Here is a 13,047-nt window from a genome sequence, read left to right as displayed (position 1 = left end):
GTCGGGTCAGCGCGGACTCTCGGCGCTCACCAGCACGGTCTGGACCCGGGGCGGGCGCTCGGGGGTGAGCCGCATCTCGAACCGGACGACACCGCGGGCACCGCGTCGACGCCAGACCAGGTGCGACGGTGCCGACGACTCGTCGGCCGGGAGCGGATCACCGTCGCCGGAGTCGTCCCAGCCCCCCACCGACTCGACGAGAGCGGCCCAGGAGGCGCGGCGCCGGTCGAGGGGGAGGTCCAGGTCGACGTTCTCGCTGAACAACCCGTCGGGCACCGTCCCGCCGCGGACCACGGCCTCGACCGCGTCCCGCGCGGCCGACGTCTCGGGCCACGGGTGCACGACGACACGGGCGTCGGGGCGGTCGGTCATCATGCCGTCGAGTGCGAGCCCGATCGGCTCGGAGACCTTCGAGTAGGTCGCGTTCTCGAACCCGATCGCGCCGAGGCCGGTCGCGGTCTGCCAGCGCATGTGGGCCGAGAATCCGGGGTAGCCCCCGCTGTGCGACACGACGGGGCCGTGGTCGGGGTAGTGCTCGACGAACAGGCCGAACCCGTAGCCGCCGGGGTGCCCGGCCCGGGCGGGGACGAACCGCTGCACCTGTTGCATCTCGCGTCGGGAGGCGCGCGAGAGGATGCCGTCGAGGTCGCCCTGGCCCTCGGGGTCGAACGCGGAGCCGAGCCAGCGCGCCCAGCGCGCGAGGTCGGTCACGGTGCTGAACAACCCGCCGATCGGCGAGAACGCGCCCGGGCCCGAGAACGGCAGGGCGTCGCCCCCGTCGGAGGCGCGGCGATGGCCGATCGCGACCCCGCCGGTGGCCGACACGGTCGCCTCGAACCCGGTGCTCGTCAGACCGAGCGGCTCGAGGACGGTGGACTCGACGACCTCGCGGTAGGGCCTCCCGGCGACGGCCGCGATCGCCCGGCCCACGAGGGCGAAGCCGAGGTTGGAGTAGGCGAAGGTCGTGCCCGGCACGCTGTCGAAGCTCAGCCCGGCCCGCAGCAGGGAGTCGAGCTCGTCGTCGGTGAGGGACTCCTGCCGGTCGCCCCACGGATCGTCGGTGGGGAACCCCGCCGACATGGTCAGGAGCATGCGCAGGGTCGGCACGGGGGAGTCGGAGGTGGGCAGGGTGACGTCGGCGAAGGCCGGCACGAAGTCGGTGATCGGCGCGTCGAGCGACACGAGCCCGGCGTCGCGTTGGGCGAGCAGGGCCGTCGCGGTGAAGCTCTTCGTGCACGAGGCGATGCGGTACGCCGTGTCGACGCCCGGTGCGGCGCCGGGCGCGATCTCGCCGTACGAGCCGTCGTGCGTGACGCCCGTGCGGTCGAAGGTCGCCCAGACCGCGCTCGGCCCGCGACGCTCGGGCGGGCGCGCGGCGAACACGGCGTCGATCCCCGCGGGTGGGCCGGTACGGGCAGGGTGTGATGACGTCGTCACGGAGGGGGTCCTCTCGGGGGGCGGGGTCATTCGGTGCGGGTGGTGCGGCGCATCGCCTCGTAGGCGTCGAGCGCGGCCCGGCGCGAGGCCTTGAGGTCGACCATGGGCTCGGGGTACGAGTCGTCGTCGACCTCGGGAACCCAGCGGCGCACGTAGTCGCGCTGCTTGTCGAACTTGTCGGCCTGCAGCACGGGGTTGAACACCCGGAAGTACGGGGCCGCGTCGGCACCCGAGCCGGCCGTCCACTGCCAGTTGGCGGGGTTGTTCGCCTCGTCGGCGTCGACCAGGGTGTCCCAGAACCACTGCTCGCCGACCCGCCAGTCGGCCAGCAGGTTCTTGACGAGGAAGCTGGCCGTGACCATGCGCACCCGGTTGTGCATGTAACCGGTGGTCCACAGCTCGCGCATGCCGGCGTCCACCAGCGGGATGCCGGTCGTGCCCTGCTGCCACGCCTCGAGCTCGCCCGGCTCGAGTTCGTGCCACGGGAACTCGTCGAACTCGGGTCGGTAGTTCTTCGTGGCGAGGTGCGGGTTCGCGAAGAGGACCGTGTGGTTGAACTCGCGCCAGACGAGTTCGCGCAAGAAGCCCGAGGCCTGCTCGCGGGCGTCGGGCGTGAGGTCGCCCCGCATGCGGTGCCAGACCTGGAACGGGCTGACCTCGCCGAACCGGAGGTGGGGCGAGAGGTGGCTCGTCGCCTCTTGGGCCGGTTCGTCGCGCAGGCCGTAATCGGCCAGGTGGCCCGTGGCGAAGCGTTCGAGCGTGTCGAGGGCGGAGGCCTCGCCCGGGGTCCAGGAGTCGCGGAGCCCGGCGGCCCAGTCGGGTGCCGTGGGCAGGAGGGCCCACGAATCGAGGTCGTCGCTGTCGGGCGCCGTGCGAGGCCCGTGCAGTTCGCCGGGGGCCGCCTCGGGGTGGCGCGGCTCGGGTCGATCGAGGCACGCGCGCCAGAACGGCGTGAAGACCTTGAACGGTTGGCCTTGCCCGGTCTGGATCGTCCACGGTTCGAACATGAGGTTCGCCTGGAAGCTGCGCACGTCGAGCCCACGCTCGCGCAGGGACGACTTGAGCTCGGCGTCCGCGTCGCGGGCGGCGAGGCCGTACCGGCGGTTCCAGAAGACGGCACCGGCGCCGACCTCGTCGACGAGGCGGGGGAGTTCGCGCGCCTGGGGCCCCCGGCGCAGGGTCAGTCGGCCGCCGACGGCCCGGAGCGACTCGGCGAGGGCGGCGAGGCTGTGGTGCAGCCACCAGCGCGAGGCACCGCCGAGGGGGCGGATGCCGTCTGTCTCGTCGTCGAGCAGGAAGAGGACGACGACCGGCTCTCCGCGCTCGACGGCGGCCACGAGGGCGGGGTTGTCGGCGAGGCGCAGGTCGTCGCGCAACCAGACGATCGAGGGTGACGTCATGCGGTCGCCCCGACCGGAGTGCCCAGGCGCAGTTTGGTGCACAGGTCGGCCAGGGAGGCCAGTTCGTCGTCGTCGAGCGCACCGCCCACGCGTCGCCGGATCGCCTCGGCGTGACTGATCGCCGTACGACGGTAGAGGTCGTAGCCTTCGTCGGTCATGGTCACGATGATGCCTCGCCCGTCGCCGGGGTCGGAGGTCTTCTCGACGATGCCCTTCGAGGCGAGGCGGTCGACGAGGCGGCTGATGCTCGGCTGCGTGAGCAAGAGGTGACGGGTCAGATCGCGGATGCGGGCCCGCCGATCGGGCTGGTTCGACAGGTTGAACAGCACGTCGTACTCGTTGAACGAGATCTCACTGGTCGGAAAGCACTCGGTCAGTTCGCGCATGACGCTCACCTGGGCCCGGAACAGGGCTTCCCAGGCCCCCACGGCCATCGATGTCTCGCTCATGTCGTACCTCACGTTCGTCGAGGACGAGTCTACGAAAGGCCGCCGACCTCGGGCCGACACGGGTGGGGACGAGACACGCGCACCGCATGGTCGGGGCACACGACAGGTCGTCGGGGCACACGACAGAGGGCCGGTCGCCTGTCGGCGACCGGCCCTCTTCCCTTGCACCAGGAGTGTCCTGCAATTACATTCCGCCTCGGCCGCCACAGCAAACGACGTCGGCGAGACACAATCTATAACGGATCGGTAACGGTGGTCCAGGGGTGAACCCGAGGAATTCCTGGGAACTCGGACCGAGCCGGCACCGCGGCCTTCGCGTGAGGCGAGCCGGGCTCAGAACACGTCGGGCGACGGCGTCGACGCGTGGCGGATCGAGACGTCCGCGTGGCGGTCGAAGCGGTAGCCGACACCTCGGACGGTGCGGACGATGTCCTCGAAGGCGCCGAGCTTCGACCGCAGCCGGCGGACGTGCACGTCGATGGTGCGTTCGTTCGGCACCTCGTCGTCGCCGTCGGCCCAGAGGCTCGAGATCAGCTCGGCTCGTTCGATGGTGCGGCCCTCGCGCAGGACGAGGTACTGCAGCAGCTCGAACTCCTTGTACGTCAGGGGGGCCACGTCGCCGTCCAGGAGCAGGCGCTTGCGCGAGATGTCGACGACGACCCCGCCGCGGGCGCCGGGCTCATCGTCCTCGGTGACCTGGCGGCGCTTCGCCAGTGCGGCCGGGTCCTGCAGGGCCAGGCGGACCACCTCGACGTCGCGGCCGCCGGCGCCCTCGGGAGCGAGCGCCACGGCGGCGTGCGTCTCGGCCGAGGGGGCGATCCGACCCACGAGTTCCTTGATCTGCGAGACGACGTCGCCGAGCGAGGTGCCGTCGGCAGCGGCTTTCAGTTCGTCGAGTCCGACGTAGAGGACGAAGCCGCGGGCCTCGGTACCTTCGGGCACGGCGCGGGGCCGAGGTGCGACGGGAGCCGAGGCGACGGGCGCGGCGGTCGGGGCCGCCGACCGGGCGGGCGCGATCTCGCGGCGGGGAGTCGGGGCGGCGGAGCGGGCGGGCGAGACGGTGCGGGTCGCGGTGACGGGGCGGTCGAGGATGAGGGACATGACAGGCGGGGTCCTTGCGTGACGGCGGCGGTCCCTTGGCCGACGGGTCGCCGGGATGCGAAGGGACTGCTCGATGTGTGTCGGTGCTCGATCCCGCCGGCGATGGTGCCGTACGTCACGAGCAGTCGGTGCGATGCACCGTTCGGGATGCGCGTCGAGGGTGGCGACGCAGAGCATCCTGGAGTCGGTGGCTCAGTGACCGGGTGGGGCCACGAGCTCAGCTGGCGGTGTCAGCAGCTTCGACTCGGCGAGGTGTGTGACCGGATCAGGCACACATTCGACACGTGACAGCGTGCATCGGCATCATCATGCCGGTGCTCCCGAGGGCCTCACGAGAGGTCGGGGCGAGCACACTGTTAGTCATGGGGTCGATCTTGTTACACCCCGCGTCCCGATGTCAAGCGACGTTCGCGTTCCGACCGCGTGGGCGGTCCGGAAACGCCGAACCGCGCCTCCTTCGGTCGAGGAGGCGCGGCCCGGGTCGTCGGGGCGGCGTGCGTCAGGCGAGCCCGTACAGGCGGTCACCCGCATCGCCGAGGCCCGGCACGATGTAGCCCTGCTCGTTGAGCCTCTCGTCGACGGCGCCCAGCACGACGTGGACGTCGCGGCCCTCCATCGCCTTCTCGACGGCGGCGAGGCCCTCGGGTGCGGCCAGGATGCAGACCGCCGTCACGTCGACGGCGCCGCGGTCGAGCAGGTAGTCGATCGCCGCGATGAGCGAACCGCCGGTGGCGAGCATCGGGTCGAGCACGAAGCACTGACGGTTCGACAGGTCGTCGGGCAGACGCTCGGCGTAGGTCGTGGGCTGCAGGGTCTCTTCGTCGCGCACCATGCCGAGGAAGCCCACCTCGGCCGTGGGGACGAGCTTGGTCATGCCCTCGAGCATGCCGAGGCCGGCACGCAGGATCGGGACGACGAGCGGTCGCGGCTGGCTGATCTCGAGACCCGTGGTCGGGCCGACCGGGGTCTCGATGTCGACGGGGCTCGTGCGGACGTCGCGCGTGGCCTCGTAGGCCAGCAGCGTGACGAGCTCTTCGGTCAGCGCCCGGAAGGTGGGGGAGGGCGTGCTCTTGTCGCGGAGCACGGTCAGCTTGTGGGTGATCAGGGGGTGGTCCGCTACGTGCACTCGCATAGGCTCAACGGTAGCGGAGTCGACCGGTTCCGTGAGCCGTCCCGACCCCGCAGAGGCCCCGTGATCGCCGTCCCGCCCGAGTTCGACGACTGGATGTCGCTCGCCCTCGCCGAGGCCGACGCCTGTCGAGTCTCGGCCGACGTGCCGGTCGGTGCCGTGGTGGTCGACGCGGACGGCGTGGTGATCGCGACGGGCCGGAACGAACGCGAACTGCGCCAGGACCCGACGGCCCATGCCGAGGTGATCGCCCTTCGGGCCGCCGCCGAGCACACGGGCGACTGGCACCTCACCGGCACGACGCTCGTGGTCACCCTCGAGCCCTGCCCCATGTGCGCCGGGGCCCTGCTCGCCGCGCGCGTGCCGCGGCTCGTCTACGGCGCCTGGGACGACAAGGCAGGAGGCGCGGGCAGCGTCTACGACATCGTCCGCGACCGCAGGCTCCCGCACCGCGCCGAGGTCTACGCCGGCGTGCGCGAGGCGGAGTGCCGGGCGCAGCTCGACGCGTTCTTCGCCGAGCGACGCTGAACCGAGCGACGCCGAACCGACCACCGCCGGACCGCACCGGCGCCGCTGGCCGACCCGCGCCTCCTCGGGGTCAGTCGGCGGCGCGGATGACGATCGCGTCGGTCGGCGGGTCGACCTGGCCCGGCTTCACCCAGACGTCCGGTTCGACGTAGATGACGCGGGCGATCGGCACGGCCTCGCGGATGCGTGACTCGACGGCGTTGATGGCGCTGGCGACGTCGGCCAGCACGGTGCGGCCGGGCATCGCGACCTTGACGCCGACGAGCAGCTCGTCGGGGCCGAGGTAGAGCGTCTTCATGTGGATGATCGACTCGACCTCGGGGCCGCCGGTGACGGCCGCGCGGATCTTCGCGACGTCGTCGGCCGAGGCACCCTCGCCGACGAGCAGGCTCTTCGTCTCGATGCCGAGGATGATCGCGACGGCGACGAGCAGCACGCCGATCGCGAGGGTGCCGATCGCGTCGAACACGCCGTCACCCGTGATCCAGGTCAGCACGACGCCGATCATGGCGAACGACAGGCCCAGCAGGGCGGCGGCGTCCTCGAGCAGCACGACCGGAAGCTCGGGGGCCTTGGCGCGGCGCACGAACGAGACCCAGCTCTGCTGGCCCTTGCTCGGTCGGGACTCGCGGATCGCCGTGCGCAGCGAGAACCCCTCGAGGGCGAGCGAGATCGCGAGCACGAGCACCGGCAGCCAGGGCACCTCGAGCGGGTGCGGCTCGCGCAGCTTCTCGATGCCCTCGTAGAGCGAGAAGACGCCGCCGACGCTGAACAGGATGATCGACACGACGAAGGCGTAGACGTAACGCTCCCGGCCGTAGCCGAACGGGTGCTCGGCGTCGGCTGCCTTCTTGGACTTGCGACCGCCCAGCAGCAGCAACACCTGGTTGCCCGAGTCGGCCAGCGAGTGGACGCCCTCGGCGAGCATCGACGACGATCCCGAGAAGGCCCAGGCGATGAACTTCGTCACCGCGATGCCCAGGTTCGCGCTGAGTGCGGCGATGATCGCCTTGTTGCCGCCGTGACTGCTCATCGGTTCCGATCCCCTCGTGTGGTCCTGGTCGATCCTAGGATGGCCGGATGGCCACCACCCTCCCCACCACAGCGATTCTCGGAGCCGGCTCGATGGGCGGTGCGATCCTGCAGGGTCTGCTGCGCCCCGAGGTGACCGTCGACGGGGGTGTGCGGGTGACGAACCGCACCGAGGTCAAGGCCCGGGCGCTGCGGCACGGCGCCGTCATCTCGCTCGCGACCGAGACCGACCCGAGCGCCAACTCCTCGGCGGTCGTCGGTGCGCGGCTGGTCCTGATCGGCGTGAAACCGCACATGGTGGTCGACCTCCTGCACGAGATCGGTCCCGTGCTCGACGCGGGTGCCGTCGTGGTGAGCCTCGCCGCCGGCGTCACGACCGCCACGATGGAGGCGGCCCTGCCCGAGTCGATCTCGGTGCTGCGTTCGATGCCGAACACGCCCTCGCACGTGGGTCTCGGGGTGACCGGGCTCAGCGCCGGCTCGCGCTCGACCGACGCCGACCTCGACCTGGCCCGGTCGCTCTTCGCGGTGGTCGGCGACGTCGTGGTCGTCCCCGAGTCGCAGATCGACGCGCTGAGCACGATCTCGGGTTCGGGCCCCGCCTACGTCTTCTACCTGATCGAGCAACTGCAGGAGGCGGCGGTCGCCTTGGGCTTCACCCGCGCGCAGGCCGCCACCATGGTGCAGGGCACGTTCCGCGGCGCGAGCGAGCTGCTCGCGACGAGTGACGTCCTGCCGGCCGACGCCGCGCCCGCCGAGCTGCGTCGTCGGGTCACCAGCCCCGGCGGCACGACCGAGCGCGCCGTCGCCGAGCTCGCCGACGGCGGCCTGCTCGAGCTGTTCGAGCGGGCCACGCAGGCCGCCCTCGCCCGCAACCGCGAGATCGCCGAAGGCCGCTAGCCGCGGTCAGCCCTCGAGGGCGGCGAAGCGTTCGATCGCGCGGCTGTCACCCGACACGATGATCAGGTCGTGGTTGCTGATGACCGTGTCGGGGGTGGCCTCGACGAACGCGCCCCCGGGGCTCTTCACGCCGACGATGGTGATGCCGTACTTCTTCCGGATGTTCGACGCGGCCAGCGAGGCACCGCGGACGGGCTTCGGCGGGTACATCTTGACGATCGCGAAGGCGTCGTCGAACTCGATGTAGTCGAGCATCCGGCCCGAGACGAGGTGCGCGACGCGCTCGCCGGCCTCGCGCTCGGGGTAGATCACGTGGTTCGCGCCGATGCGGGCGAGGATCTTGCCGTGCGACTGGCTGATCGCCTTCGCCCAGATCTGCGGCACCTTCAGGTCGACCAGGTTGGCCGTGATGAGCACGCTGGCCTCGATGGACGAGCCGACGGCGACGACCGCGATCGAGAAGTCCTGCGCACCGATCTGCTTGAGTGCGTCGATGCTGCGGGCATCCGCCTGCACCGCGTGCGTCACGCGGTCGGCCCACTTCTGCACGAGCCCGGCGTCGGTGTCGACGGCGAGCACGTCGCGGTCCTGCCGTTCGAGCTGCCCGGCGGTGGCGGCGCCGAAGCGGCCGAGGCCGATGACGAGCACCGGGGCGTCGTGCTTGATCTTGTCAACCAACGATCGGTCGCTCCTCGGCTCGGGTGAACAGCTGGCGTCGTTGGCTGGCGGCCAGGGCGACGGAGAGTGTCACTGTACCAACGCGGCCCATCCACATCGTGACCGCCAGGATGTACTTCGCCGAGTCCGGGAGCCGGTCGGTCAGCCCCGTGCTGAGGCCGGACGTCGCGAAGGCCGAGATGGTCTCGAACAGCACGTGGTCGAGCGGCTCCTTCGTGATGTGCATGATCAGGATGCTCGACACCGCCACGATCGTCGCGCCCCACAGCACGACGCTGACGGCCAGGCGCAGGACGTCGCTGGGGATGCGACGGCCGAAAGCCTCCATCGACCGCTGGCCGCGCGCCTCGGCGAACGCGGCGAGGAACAGGACGGCGAGCGTCGTGACCTTGATGCCGCCGGCCGTCGAGGCCGAGCCGCCGCCGATGAACATGAGCATGTCGGTGACGAGCAGGGACGAGCCGTTGAGGTCGGAGATCTGGATCGTCGAGAAGCCGCCCGACCTCGTCATCATGCTGAGGAAGAGCGACTGGAACACCGTCGGTCCGGCTGCGATGCCGCCGAACGTCTTCGGGTTGTCGAACTCGAGGACGATGTAGAGCACCATGCCGAACACGATCAGGATCGCCGTCGTGACGAGGGTCAGCTTCACGTGGACCGACCAGCGGCGGGGGTTGCGGGGGTTCCGGGCCAGGGCGTAGATCACCGGGAACCCGATGCTGCCGAGGAACACCCCGACCATGATCAGGCTGAGGAACCAGTAGTCGTTCTCGAACGCGGCGAGTCCCTCGGCGTTCGGCGTGAACCCCGTGTTCGTGAAGGCCATGGCCGAGTAGTAGAAGCTGTCGAGCACGGCGTCGCCGACGGGGATGCCGTCGATCAGCATGCGGGGGATCATCAGCACGGCGATCACGAGCTGGATCACGAACGAGCTGAGCGCCACCGTCGTCAGCAGGCCACCGATCTCGCCGAGACGCACCGCCTGACCTTCGGGCACCGGGCCGGCGTGCACCCGCAGCGGGTTCTGGTCGCCGGCGGCCATCAGTCGGGCGCGGAGGCCGAGCTTCCGCGAGACGACGAGACCCATGATCGAGGCCAACGTGAGCACGCCGATCGCACCGATCTGCACGCCGACGAAGATGACGACGTGGCCGAACACGGACCAGTGGGTGGCCATGTCGACGGTCGCGAGGCCGGTCACGCAGATGACCGAGACGGCCGTGAAGACGGAGTCGGCCAGCGGGGTGATCGTCCGGTCGGCGGACGAGATCGGCAGCGAGAACAGCAGCGTGAAGACGACGATCAGGCCGGTGAAGATCAGGATGGCGAAGCGCGCGGGCGACTTGCGACCGATGTCGTCGATCGCGTCGCTGAGTCTGCGCCAGGGCGAGCGGCCGGGGTCCGAGGGGCGGCGTCGACCGGCGACGGGGGCGCGAGTCACGACGGTCATGCTATCCCGGGTCACTACGCTGGTCGCATGCCGGACATCTTCGCCGTGATCGCCGACGCCACCCGCCGAGACCTCCTGAAGGTGCTGCTCGACGCGTCGCTGTCGACCGACTCCGCCAACGCCGACATCAGCGTGGGCGAGATGGTCACGTCGCTCGGCGTCAGCCAGCCGACGGTCTCGAAGCACCTGCGGGTGCTGCGCGAGGCCGGTCTCGTGCGGGTCCGCGAAGAGGGACAGCACCGCTACTACTCGCTCGAGCCGGGGCCGCTCGAGGTCGTCGAGGACTGGTTGATCCCCTTCGTCAGCGCCGACTCGTTGACCTCCGAGGCCCTGGCCAGCACGCCGTTCGCGGCCTGGGCCGGGGCCACCGTGCCCGCCCCGCTCCGGAGGGCGGCCGAGAACCTGCCCGACGCCGAAGACGTCGGGAGCACGCTGGGTCGCTACGCGGCCGGGGCGCAGTACCGCGCCTCCTCGGCCCTGCACGACGCGCAGAGCGCGCTCGGTGCCCTCGACGAGCGCGTCATCGATCCCGTGCGCAAGCGCCTGGGACGCACCGGGCAGTAGCGTCCGACCGACCTTTACACCGAGTCACACGCGCCCCTAGAGTTGCCCCCAGGCACACGGGAAACACCCGTCTGCTCCACAGCCCCGCCCCGGGGCCCGAGTCGAGGCAGGGTCATGTCGCAGGATCTGTCGGATGTGCGGTTCCTCACGGTCGCCGAGGTGGCCGACATGATGCGCGTGTCGAAGATGACCATCTACCGCATGGTCCACTCGGGCGAGCTCCCGGCGATCCGCTTCGGGCGGTCCTTCCGCGTGCCGGAATCGGCCGTCGCAGCCGTGCTGCGCATCGGCATCGCCGACGTCGGCTAGGCCACTTCGACTTTCTCGGGCCGTCCTAGTAGACTGACCCGAGGCATTTTTCCGCGGTTCTGTTTCGGACCCGGTCGGTCCAATCCAGAAATCAGTGAGGTCCTCTATGGGTTCTGTCATCAAGAAGCGTCGCAAGCGCATGGCGAAGAAGAAGCACCGCAAGCTGCTTCGCAAGACTCGTCACCAGCGTCGCAACAAGAAGTAGTCGCTCGACACGAAGGCCCCCGCCGACCACCGGTCGCCGGGGGCCTTCGTCGTGCCCGGGGGCATTCGGCCCTCGCTACCCTTGACGGCATGGCCGAACCGCGAATCACCCTCCTGACCAAGCCGGGCTGCCACCTGTGCGACGACGCCCGGTCCGCGCTGCACGACGTGCTGGCCGAGGCCGAGTTCGCCGATGCCGCCCTTCCCGTCGACGAGAAGAACATCCTCGACGACGCCGAGCTCACCGCCGAGTACGCCGAAGAGATCCCCGTCGTGTTGATCGACGGTCGCGTGCACACCATCTGGCGCGTCGAGCCCGAGCGCCTGCGGGCGGCACTCCGCGCTGCCGTCCTCTAGGTCGGTCGCGCGGGCGCAGCGACGAGAAGCCCCGACGAGATCGCTCTCGTCGGGGCTTCTGTTGTTCGTACGGCGGGCCTACGGCTGGAGGCGCGTGGGGCCGCGGAAGAGGAAGGTCACCTCGCGCAGGTTGGCCTGGTGCAGCATGAGCATCAGCACGCGGGCGAGGCCCATGCCGAAGCCACCGTGCGACGGGGCGCCGTACCGGAAGAAGTCGAGGTAGCTCGAGAGCTCTTCGGGCTTCATGCCCTTCTCGCGGATCTGCTGCTCGAGCACCTCGATGCGGTGCTCGCGCTGCGCACCCGTGGTGATCTCGGTGCCGCGGTAGATCAGGTCGTAGCTCTTGGTGAGCTGCGGGTCGTCGTCATGACGCATGTGATAGAACGGCCGGATCGAGGCGTCGTAGTCCGTCAGGTACACGAAGTCGTGTCCGAACTCCTCCGCGACGTACTCGGCGATCCGGCGCTCGCCCTCGGGGTCCATGTCGGCGTCGGCGCGGGGCACCTCGTAGCCGCGCTCCGCCACGATGCGCTTGGCCTCGGCCAGGGGGATGCGCGGGAACGGCACGGTGGGCACCACGACGTCGACGTCGAAGAGCTCCTTGATCTCGGCGCCGTGCTTGTCGGCCACGGCCTGGAAGGCGAAGGCCAGCAGCTGCTCCTGCATCTGCATGACGTCCTCGTGGCTCTCGACGTAGCTGATCTCGGCGTCGACCCCCGTGAACTCGGTCGCGTGGCGCGACGTGAACGACGGGTCGGCGCGGAACACCGGGGCGATCTCGAAGATCTTGCCGAAGCCGGCCGACTGGGCCATCTGCTTGAAGAACTGCGGGCTCTGCGCCAGGTAGGCGACACCGTCGAAGTAGTCGACCTTGAACAACTCGGCGTTCGACTCGCTCGGGGTCGCCATGAGCTTCGGGGTGTGGATCTCGACGTAGTCGCGCTCGATCCACCAGGTGCGCAGGGCGTGCTCGAAGGTCGTCTGCACGCGGAAGATCAGGGCGTTGCGGGGGACGCGCAGGTCGAGGAAGCGCCAGTCGAGACGCTTGTCGATGCTGCTGTCGGCCGCGATCGGGGTCTCGGGGTCGGCCAGCGAGTCGATGACGAGCGTCTCGACCTTGACCTCGATGCCGCCGAGCTTGACGCGCTCGTCGTGCTTGAGTTCGCCCGTGACGGTCACGAAGCTGCCCTGCGACAGCGACGAGATGGCGTCGGCGACGTCGTCGGTCTCGCCCGCGGCCTCGAGCGCGTCCGCGGCCGTGCGGGGGCGGACCAGCTGGAGGGCGCCGGTCTCGTCGCGGAGGACGACGAACTGCACCTTCTTCTGGTCACGCACCGTCTCGACCCAGCCGGTCACGGTCACGGGTCCGTCGGGCAACGCGGACAGGTCTTTGATGAGGGTGCGTTCGATCACGAGGCCCGAGTTTACAGTCACCGCCTCTCGCGGCCCCGCCGGACCGTCCGCCCGGGGCCCCGGCGAGCTTGGGGCTTCCCGTGTGGGAGGTGTGCA

At 70.4% G+C, this 13,047-nt stretch carries 15 protein-coding genes; 6 read left to right on the top strand and 9 right to left on the bottom strand.

The window, feature by feature from the left end; all coding sequences use genetic code 11:
• Positions 1–6: 6 nt before the first annotated feature.
• The 5 genes from SJY14_RS13460 to upp all read right to left on the bottom strand — a co-directional run bounded on the left by SJY14_RS13460 (position 7) and on the right by upp (position 5,519).
• Positions 7–1,437 (bottom strand): serine hydrolase domain-containing protein, encoded by a 1,431-nt coding sequence (locus SJY14_RS13460; protein ID WP_396599127.1) that lies wholly within the window; start codon positions 1,435–1,437, stop codon positions 7–9.
• 26 nt (positions 1,438–1,463) lie between these two features.
• Entirely contained in the window at positions 1,464–2,837 is a 1,374-nt protein-coding gene (locus SJY14_RS13455; RefSeq protein WP_071255169.1) for a deoxyribodipyrimidine photo-lyase, read from the bottom strand.
• Positions 2,834–3,286, bottom strand: a complete 453-nt coding sequence (locus tag SJY14_RS13450; protein WP_071255170.1) for a MarR family winged helix-turn-helix transcriptional regulator — start codon at positions 3,284–3,286, stop codon at positions 2,834–2,836. Before SJY14_RS13450 ends, SJY14_RS13455 begins: the two co-directional genes overlap by 4 nt.
• Before the next feature lie 333 nt (positions 3,287–3,619).
• A complete protein-coding gene (locus SJY14_RS13445; protein ID WP_396599126.1) occupies positions 3,620–4,387 on the bottom strand; it encodes a winged helix-turn-helix domain-containing protein in 768 nt (255 codons plus the stop codon).
• A gap of 499 nt (positions 4,388–4,886) precedes the next feature.
• The gene (gene upp / locus SJY14_RS13440) at positions 4,887–5,519 is read right to left on the bottom strand and encodes a uracil phosphoribosyltransferase (protein WP_054146332.1); all 633 of its coding nucleotides are present in this window, start codon (positions 5,517–5,519) and stop codon (positions 4,887–4,889) included.
• 93 nt (positions 5,520–5,612) lie between these two features.
• Between upp and SJY14_RS13435 the strand changes: the two genes are divergently transcribed.
• Positions 5,613–6,044 carry a nucleoside deaminase gene (locus SJY14_RS13435; protein ID WP_043593089.1) on the top strand — a complete coding sequence of 144 codons (432 nt, stop codon included), beginning with the start codon at positions 5,613–5,615 and terminating at the stop codon, positions 6,042–6,044.
• A gap of 70 nt (positions 6,045–6,114) precedes the next feature.
• Here SJY14_RS13435 and SJY14_RS13430 read toward each other — a convergent pair whose 3' ends face one another.
• The gene (locus tag SJY14_RS13430) at positions 6,115–7,077 is read right to left on the bottom strand and encodes a cation diffusion facilitator family transporter (RefSeq protein WP_396599125.1); all 963 of its coding nucleotides are present in this window, start codon (positions 7,075–7,077) and stop codon (positions 6,115–6,117) included.
• A gap of 47 nt (positions 7,078–7,124) precedes the next feature.
• Here SJY14_RS13430 and proC point away from each other — a divergent pair, with 47 nt between their 5' ends.
• The gene (gene proC / locus SJY14_RS13425) at positions 7,125–7,976 is read left to right on the top strand and encodes a pyrroline-5-carboxylate reductase (protein WP_396599124.1); all 852 of its coding nucleotides are present in this window, start codon (positions 7,125–7,127) and stop codon (positions 7,974–7,976) included.
• A 6-nt stretch (positions 7,977–7,982) separates the two neighbouring features.
• Here the strand turns inward: proC and SJY14_RS13420 are convergent, their stop codons facing one another.
• The gene (locus SJY14_RS13420) at positions 7,983–8,654 is read right to left on the bottom strand and encodes a TrkA family potassium uptake protein (protein ID WP_054146335.1); all 672 of its coding nucleotides are present in this window, start codon (positions 8,652–8,654) and stop codon (positions 7,983–7,985) included.
• Entirely contained in the window at positions 8,647–10,104 is a 1,458-nt protein-coding gene (locus tag SJY14_RS13415) for a TrkH family potassium uptake protein (RefSeq protein ID WP_055971212.1), read from the bottom strand. The genes SJY14_RS13420 and SJY14_RS13415 overlap by 8 nt, the downstream gene beginning before the upstream one ends.
• Positions 10,105–10,131: 27 nt before the next feature.
• Between SJY14_RS13415 and SJY14_RS13410 the strand changes: the two genes are divergently transcribed.
• The 4 genes from SJY14_RS13410 (at position 10,132) to SJY14_RS13395 (ending at position 11,538) form a co-directional block, all read left to right on the top strand.
• Positions 10,132–10,668, top strand: a complete 537-nt coding sequence (locus SJY14_RS13410) for a helix-turn-helix transcriptional regulator (protein WP_071255178.1) — start codon at positions 10,132–10,134, stop codon at positions 10,666–10,668.
• A gap of 114 nt (positions 10,669–10,782) precedes the next feature.
• Positions 10,783–10,977 carry a helix-turn-helix domain-containing protein gene (locus SJY14_RS13405; protein ID WP_396599123.1) on the top strand — a complete coding sequence of 65 codons (195 nt, stop codon included), beginning with the start codon at positions 10,783–10,785 and terminating at the stop codon, positions 10,975–10,977.
• A gap of 106 nt (positions 10,978–11,083) precedes the next feature.
• Entirely contained in the window at positions 11,084–11,182 is a 99-nt protein-coding gene (locus SJY14_RS13400; protein ID WP_003792170.1) for a 30S ribosomal protein bS22, read from the top strand.
• Positions 11,183–11,271: 89 nt separating this feature from the next.
• A complete protein-coding gene (locus SJY14_RS13395; RefSeq protein WP_396599122.1) occupies positions 11,272–11,538 on the top strand; it encodes a glutaredoxin family protein in 267 nt (88 codons plus the stop codon).
• Positions 11,539–11,616: 78 nt separating this feature from the next.
• Here the strand turns inward: SJY14_RS13395 and aspS are convergent, their stop codons facing one another.
• Positions 11,617–12,951 (bottom strand): aspartate--tRNA(Asn) ligase, encoded by a 1,335-nt coding sequence (gene aspS, locus SJY14_RS13390; RefSeq protein WP_396599121.1) that lies wholly within the window; start codon positions 12,949–12,951, stop codon positions 11,617–11,619.
• Between the last annotated feature and the right edge of the window lie 96 nt (positions 12,952–13,047).

Origin of the sequence: Frigoribacterium sp. R86507 (assembly GCF_044597695.1) — a bacterium.
GTDB lineage: Bacteria > Actinomycetota > Actinomycetes > Actinomycetales > Microbacteriaceae > Frigoribacterium.
This window is presented reverse-complemented; position numbering and strand designations above follow the sequence as displayed.